The organism is Runella sp. R0.1_18 (assembly GCF_057652155.1).
The window spans coordinates 259,293-265,308 of sequence record NZ_JBYFCK010000009.1; the positions used below are offsets into that span (position 1 = coordinate 259,293).

A 6,016-nucleotide genomic window follows, 5' to 3' on the forward strand; every position below is an offset into this window, starting at 1 on the left:
TGTTGAATGGGCAAATTAGCTATTTTTGGCCAAAAATCAGTGTATTTTACGTTTAACCTAACCAATAAAAATGAACCTAAAAAAAGCCGTGTCGCTGGTATTAGCGATATTATTTTCGTATTTTGTTGTAGTGCAGTACAACGACCCCGACCCGCAGCTGTGGATGCCGATTTATGGGATTGTAGTAGCGGCTTGTTTGAGTATATTTTTTGGGAAAGCCCCTAATCGTTACGTATTTTTTATTTTGGCAGGGGCTTACTTTTTGGCAGCGTTTCAGCAGTGGCCACCTAAGTACGAAGGCGTATTTTGGGGAGAAATGTCGATGAGATCCATCAATATTGAATTAGCCCGTGAGTCGTTGGGCTTGGCCATTAGTGGAATAGGAATGGTTATTTTGGGCTTTTTGAGGGATTAGAAATTTACCTTCCCGAAAGTTTCAAACTTTCGGGAAGGTTGGACACCTTATTTGATTTTTACCTTAGTGGCTCCGTAGCCAAACTTCTCTTTTTGAGCGTCTTCGTAAAACTTTACGTTTTTGTGCTTGCTCATTCGGCGGTGGAGTTCAGTACGCAAAACTCCGTTCCCAACGCCATGAATAAACGTAATTTCGTCCATGCCACTTGCGATGGCCTTTTCGAGTTGTTGTTCAAACGTTTTTAATTGAATCGAAATCATTTCGTTGTTGCTCAATGCCAAAAAATCACGCGTTAGTTTTTCAATGTGCAAATCAACGACCGAAGAAGGGCGCTCAATAGGTTGAGAAACAGTAGGTTCTGGTTCGTTTTTCTCCATCATCTTTTCTTTCAACACCTGCGCGTTGAGCGGCTGGTCTAACTTTTCGTCAGCGTCGAGCTGAAAGAGGTAAGCGTCCTTTTCAAGGATTGGCGCTTTGCGTTTGTTTTTGAAAAAAGTATTTGCCCTAAACTTAATACGTTTGCTCAAAGGTGCTCTTTCTGGTGAAAACCCTACGGTAAAATAGAGGCAATGAAACACAAACGTGCCCCAGTCTTCAAAGTCTTTGATGAGTAACTCGTGAACCTTAATGGCACTTTTGGCTTTGAGATACCCACCCGAAATTCCTCGCTGATGGCGTTCGGTGGGAGTAGTGAGCGAGTAAGGTAAATCCCAGTCGGTATTATTGACGAGATGGAGAACAATTTCGCGGTCATTGAGCGGAACAAACGCCATAAAAATCCCCTTTTCGGCACGAATGCCCGTGGGGCGGCTATCGGTAGCTTTATCGGGAGTAGGTTGGGGTTTTACCGTACGAAATGCCTGTGCTTCAGCCGCTGAAACTACGGCCAATTCGCGCTTTAAAACGGGCAAACGAAAACCGTCTTCGATTTCGATTTCGATGACGTTGTTGGGTAAAATTCGGGTAACGATACCCTCTTCTTTGGAATGGATTAATCGGACTTTATCGCCTATGTTCATTGTGTTAGAATGCGTTGTCTTATTCCGTCGTCGCTTATGACTGTGAAATGGAATAAAAATGTTTGAAAACCTGACTGAATTAAATTTAACAGGATTTGTGCGGGGTATTTAGGATCAAACTGAGGTAAACGAAAATAAATTACTCCAATAGTTTTGTAATCATTTTTGAAAATGAGTGTCCCAAAATCACTGTCAAATGTAAGAATAATACGTTGTTGGGTATTGGCAATTTGAATTACTTCAGTGTCCGACACACTAGCGTTTTCTTCTGCAATATGGATAATATCCCAACCTTCTTGTTTTAATAATTTGTAAGATGCGAAAGGGAAATTTTCATCGGCTATCCATTTCAACTTCATGATGCTTGCTGAAAAGTAGAAGGTGGCATATACAACAGCCCGTCTTTTGCCATTTGAAGCATAAAAGCATAAACGGCCAAAATGGATTCATGACTCAGACGAGGGTAGTTTTCAATAATCATTTGTTCTGACCAGCCTTCGCTCAAACGCTCTAACACAAACTCTACGGAGAGCCTTGTACCTCTAAAAACAGGTCTTCCGTTTAAGATTTCAGGAGTTGAATAAATATAGTCTTGCCAGTTCATGTTGAATAGTTATTAAACGCGTTCATTACAAAAGTAACTTGTTTTTTGAAGCTTCATGACTCCTTTAGTCGTATTCTTCCTTCACTTTCATACAAAACGACTTCGTCTTCTAATAGTTCCCGCAGGGTTGCGATAGCGATTTGTTCGTTTTTTAAGCCAAAGGCGGCTACCAGTTGTTGAGGACTTAAGGGGCTGAGTTTTAACAAACGCAGTATTTCAGCCCGAATGGGGGCGTGTTCGGCGGGAGAAGCAGCTTTTTTCTTTTTGGCCAAACAATTATCGCAAATGCCGCAATCGGCGTCGCTTGGTTCGCCAAAATAGTTTTGAAGTAATTGCGTGCGGCAACGGTTTTTTTGTTGAACGTAACTAATCACGGCTGCAATTCGTTGCAAATCAGTCTGGTGCTTTTCCTCAATCGCCAGGGCGTTAATGGGCATTTGGGAGGCATCGAAGCGGGGAGTAGCAAAGCCAAATTGGGGCTTAACTCGCTGTTTGTCATAGACAATCATGCCAAGGTCATGGAGTCCTTGTAGAAGTTTGACCACATCGGTTTCCATGGTGTAATGTTTTTGGCCAATGGCGGTTTCGGAGATATGGACAAACTGCGTAAACAGTTCGCCTCCGTACATTCTAAGTAGCAGTTTTATAAAGCTATCGTACTGAGGATGTTTGAGTTGTAAATCGTATAACGCACGATTATCGACGATAATGTGGACTTTCGACGAACTGTTATAGGCTTCGCTAAGTTGCACAAATCCTTCATCTTCAAGCAACTTAATGGCAAAGTGCGTTTCTGATAAAGGAAGCCCAAAGGTGCCCGTAAAGTCTTGTAAATCAAAGTCGAAACTTTCAAATTCGCCACCTCCGACGGGGATTTGGTAATAGTTTGACAATGCCTGATAAACCCTCCGCAAAAAGTCGATGGGGGGGTATTTTTGCTCGACATTGCGTTGAAGTTCTTCTAGGTCTTTTTGGGAATACAGCGCAACGGCATAGGCTTTTAACCCGTCACGACCAGCACGGCCAGCTTCTTGGTAGTACGCTTCGAGGGTATCGGGTAAGTCAATATGAATGACGGAGCGCACGTCGGGTTTGTCGATACCCATACCAAAAGCATTGGTGGCGACCATTACCCGCGAACGATTCCGAATCCAAGCTTCTTGCTTTTCGCTGCGCTGTTTATTGGGTACACCTGCGTGGTAAAAATCGGCACGGATACCGTTACGATTGAGCCAATCAGCCACTTCTTTGGTGCGTCGGCGGTTGCGGACGTAGATGATGGAGCTACCTTGCACATTTTGCAAGATACGAAGCAGCCGAGCGTCTTTATTTTCTTCAAAAAAAGCAGAATACGACAAATTGGAGCGGGCAAAGGTAGATTGGAAAATGGCAGGTTCGCGCATTTCCAATTTCTCACAAATATCCTTCTTGACGGGGTCGGTAGCCGAAGCTGTCAATGCGATGAGCGGAACGGTAGGAATCAATGCCCGAAAAGCGGCAATTTGTAAATAGGCTGGACGAAAGTCATACCCCCACTGCGAAATACAGTGCGCTTCGTCGATGGCGAGAAGCGAAATTTTCATTTGTTTTACCCGCGCCAAAAAAATATCAGTTCGTAAGCGTTCGGGCGAAACGTACAGGAACTTGGTCGTGCCGTGAATACAATTGTCAAGTACGATGTCGATTTCGTGCCAGTTCATCCCCGAATAAATCGCTGCCGCCATGATACGCCGCCGCTTGAGTTGCTCCACTTGGTCTTTCATGAGGGCAATCAATGGCGTAACGACAATACAAACGCCTTCCTTGGCCAATGCAGGAACTTGAAAACACACCGACTTTCCCCCGCCTGTCGGGAGCAACGCGAGCGTATCTCGCCCCGACAAAATACTTTGAATAATATCTTCTTGTAATGGACGAAATGAATCGTAGTTCCAGTACTGTTTTAAAATATCGTGAATCATACCCTTACTCCAAACGAAACGCAAAGGTAACAGTTGGGGCGGAAATACGTGTTGTCTTAATTACATGCATTCCCGATTGATGCTTTGAAGACATTACCAACGGCTGAAAACCCTGGAGCCAAAATGACTGATTGAGTGGCTTTGTATTCGACATTTGCATTGGTAATTTTGTTATTCGCTGATATATTTCCAGCAGAAATAAGGTAATTCCCAGAAGAATAATCGGTGGTTACATTGACATTGGCAGGTGGGCTCTGAATAGTAATAGTAGCTGTATCAATGTCAAAACCGCTTGTTTGTACCGAATTGTCGGGGTTTGTAACGGAAACAAGCCGATAGGTGGTTGTAGAATTGACAGGGGCCGTAGTTGTGTTGAAGGGTATTCCACTGAATACGTTAGTGACCGTTCGGTTAGCTACTCCGTCGTTATATACGATTGTATAGGGGCCACTTCCTGCAGCGCCTAAAAAAGTAAGTTTCCCCATCCCCGAACCACAAAAAGGGCCATTGGCGTATAAACTTCCTTTGGTGGTAGAGGTTTGTTGTAAGATGGAAATAGTGCCAGCGGTGGCTGCTACAAGGTCAGTTTTGCCATCCATATTCAAATCACCAATAGCAACGGCGTACGGTTGTTGTTCGACTGTTACATCATTTTTTGGGGCAAAATTTATCGTACCAGGCGTAGATAGATTGCGTAAAATTGACAAAGAGTACGACCCTTGGTTGGCAGACACTAATTCAGGTTTACCATCACCATCGACATCCCCAATGGAAACAGAATAAGGACTAAAACCAACAGTGAAGTCAATTTTCGGGGCAAAATTTATCGCGCCAATTGTTGAAGTATTTCTCAGAACAGAGACCGTATAGCCACCTCCATTTGAGACCGCTAAATCCAGTTTTCCGTCACCATCTAAGTCTTCCATTTTAATAGCATATCTGGCACCATAGTTATATACATCTGGAGTTTTGGGGAAGCTAATAAATGGAGCAAAGCTGATTTGTCCAGGTGCTGAACTTGTATTTCTAAGGACTGAAATGTTGGAAGAATTATAGAGGGCAACGTCGGCTTTAGAATCGCCGTCCAAATCGCCGACGCAAATATTATAACTACTAGCCCCAGTATTGAAGGTCAATACTTCTGAAAAATTAATAGTGCCTACGGTAGAATTATTACGGTAAACCATTATACTATTGAACGGAGAAGCTCCAACAATTTCAGGCTTTCCATCATTATCTAAGTCAATTACCACAGATTCATTACTCCAACTATCCGTATTTAAATTAATAAAAGATAAAGGAGAGAAGTTGATAGTATCAATTTTTGAAATGTTTTTTAAATAAGGTTTACCAGTATAAAAAACGATGTCAATCATTCCATCCCCATCTAAGTCACCAACATTAGACGATTCGGTAGTGTTAGGTATGGACAAAATCCTCGGGTTTCCTAAATTAATTAAATTTGAACCAGTCAAATTTTTGAATATAGTCGAGGTTGAGTACTGAATGGGAGCTCTTTGACCATAATTGGTAACATGAACATCTGGTTTTCCGTCATTATTGAAGTCAACAATTTGTACAGCAACTGGGCTAGAACCATTTGAGCTAAGCTTTGTATAGGGCAGGAAATTTAGTGAACCTTTGAAGGTTACATCAAAAATTTTTGCAGCATAGCCTGTAAGGCCATTTTGACTATTTGTGACGGTAGGGTATTGAGGAGACGCACCGTTAGGAACATTTACAATTAGTTGATTAGCAGATGCCTGAAGAACTTTAGCTTTAGTCGCCCCAAAATAAACGATATTGCTATCAGGAGCCAGATGAAAACCTGTTCCAACAAAAGTTACTTCTGTTCCGATGGGGCCTTTTTTAGGATTAAAATCAGTAATGACAGGGGCTTGCGCAAATGCTAGAGAAATGCTTGCAATAACTAAAAAAAACGTAACTGTTTAGGTAGCCCATTGAAAAGAGCCTTGTAGGACAGATTCGATATTTTGAATGATATTCCGATTCATTT

Annotated in this window: 6 protein-coding genes; 1 reads left to right on the forward strand and 5 read right to left on the reverse strand. The window is 42.4% G+C overall.

What is annotated here, in order from left to right; translation table 11 throughout:
- Positions 1 to 70 precede the first annotated feature (70 nt).
- On the forward strand, positions 71 to 415 hold the full coding sequence (locus AC23P2_RS17615) for a transmembrane 220 family protein (protein ID WP_487774412.1): 345 nt from the start codon (positions 71 to 73) through the stop codon (positions 413 to 415).
- Positions 416 to 462: 47 nt separating this feature from the next.
- Here the strand turns inward: AC23P2_RS17615 and AC23P2_RS17620 are convergent, their stop codons facing one another.
- The 5 genes from AC23P2_RS17620 to AC23P2_RS17640 are packed head-to-tail and all read right to left on the reverse strand — an operon-like array spanning position 463 to position 5,927.
- A complete protein-coding gene (locus tag AC23P2_RS17620; RefSeq protein ID WP_487774413.1) occupies positions 463 to 1,434 on the reverse strand; it encodes a Smr/MutS family protein in 972 nt (323 codons plus the stop codon).
- Positions 1,431 to 1,793: a DUF5615 family PIN-like protein gene (locus AC23P2_RS17625; RefSeq protein ID WP_487774414.1), complete on the reverse strand. Its 363-nt coding sequence runs from the start codon at positions 1,791 to 1,793 to the stop codon at positions 1,431 to 1,433. The genes AC23P2_RS17620 and AC23P2_RS17625 overlap by 4 nt, the downstream gene beginning before the upstream one ends.
- Positions 1,790 to 2,038 (reverse strand): DUF433 domain-containing protein, encoded by a 249-nt coding sequence (locus AC23P2_RS17630; RefSeq protein ID WP_487774415.1) that lies wholly within the window; start codon positions 2,036 to 2,038, stop codon positions 1,790 to 1,792. The genes AC23P2_RS17625 and AC23P2_RS17630 overlap by 4 nt, the downstream gene beginning before the upstream one ends.
- Before the next feature lie 53 nt (positions 2,039 to 2,091).
- Positions 2,092 to 3,999, reverse strand: coding sequence for a RecQ family ATP-dependent DNA helicase (locus AC23P2_RS17635; protein ID WP_487774416.1), 1,908 nt, complete (start codon positions 3,997 to 3,999; stop codon positions 2,092 to 2,094).
- Between the two features lie 56 nt (positions 4,000 to 4,055).
- On the reverse strand, positions 4,056 to 5,927 hold the full coding sequence (locus AC23P2_RS17640; protein ID WP_487774418.1) for an FG-GAP-like repeat-containing protein: 1,872 nt from the start codon (positions 5,925 to 5,927) through the stop codon (positions 4,056 to 4,058).
- Positions 5,928 to 6,016 lie beyond the last annotated feature (89 nt).

Coding starts and splice junctions, on each gene's coding strand:
- AC23P2_RS17615 (WP_487774412.1), top strand. CDS start 71: ATGAACCTAAAAAAAGCCGTGTCGCTGGTATTAGCGATATTATTTTCG.
- AC23P2_RS17620 (WP_487774413.1), bottom strand. CDS start 1,434: ATGAACATAGGCGATAAAGTCCGATTAATCCATTCCAAAGAAGAGGGT.
- AC23P2_RS17625 (WP_487774414.1), bottom strand. CDS start 1,793: ATGAAGTTGAAATGGATAGCCGATGAAAATTTCCCTTTCGCATCTTAC.
- AC23P2_RS17630 (WP_487774415.1), bottom strand. CDS start 2,038: ATGAACTGGCAAGACTATATTTATTCAACTCCTGAAATCTTAAACGGA.
- AC23P2_RS17635 (WP_487774416.1), bottom strand. CDS start 3,999: ATGATTCACGATATTTTAAAACAGTACTGGAACTACGATTCATTTCGT.